Source organism: Pseudomonas sp. RA_35y_Pfl2_P32 (genome assembly GCF_963970735.1).
In the GTDB taxonomy this organism is placed as follows: Bacteria; Pseudomonadota; Gammaproteobacteria; order Pseudomonadales; family Pseudomonadaceae; genus Aquipseudomonas.
On record NZ_CAXAQF010000359.1, the window covers coordinates 1 to 440 of the forward strand.

Below are 440 nucleotides of genomic sequence, written 5' to 3' on the forward strand. Positions count from 1 at the left end.
CTATATCCTCTTGTTTATCGAGCTGGCCGCCGCTCATCTGCGCCGCGCCGCGATGAACCCCGATCCAAATGCCACGGATGTTTCGGTATGCATCACGCAAGCCGAAGAATTGATCGAGAGGGCACGAATGCGAGCGTCAGAGCTCTGATGGACGGCTGCGCGCCCGGTTTCGGAAACAGCGCGTTGACATCATAGTTAAGTCTGGTTCGATGACTGGGACTTGTTCCTTTCCCTATATTGGGGTTCTGAATTGGCGAAACGGAAAGACGAATCCATCGACGCAGCTATCGGTGCCCGTATCCGGAGCCTGCGTCTCCATCAGGGACTCACCCAGGAGACACTGGCCGGCAAGCTCGGGATCACGTTCCGCGTGCCGCTGGAGAGGCGCATAGCGGGCGCCGAGGCAGTGGGACATCACAAGACCTCCATGCTCCAGGACG

The 440-nt window shown here is 58.6% G+C and carries 1 protein-coding gene; it reads left to right on the forward strand.

Going from position 1 to position 440, the window contains the following annotated elements:
• Positions 1-220 precede the first annotated feature (220 nt).
• A partial coding sequence (locus tag AACY45_RS28700; RefSeq protein ID WP_339548856.1) for a helix-turn-helix domain-containing protein occupies positions 221-440 on the forward strand: 220 nt, incomplete at its 3' end.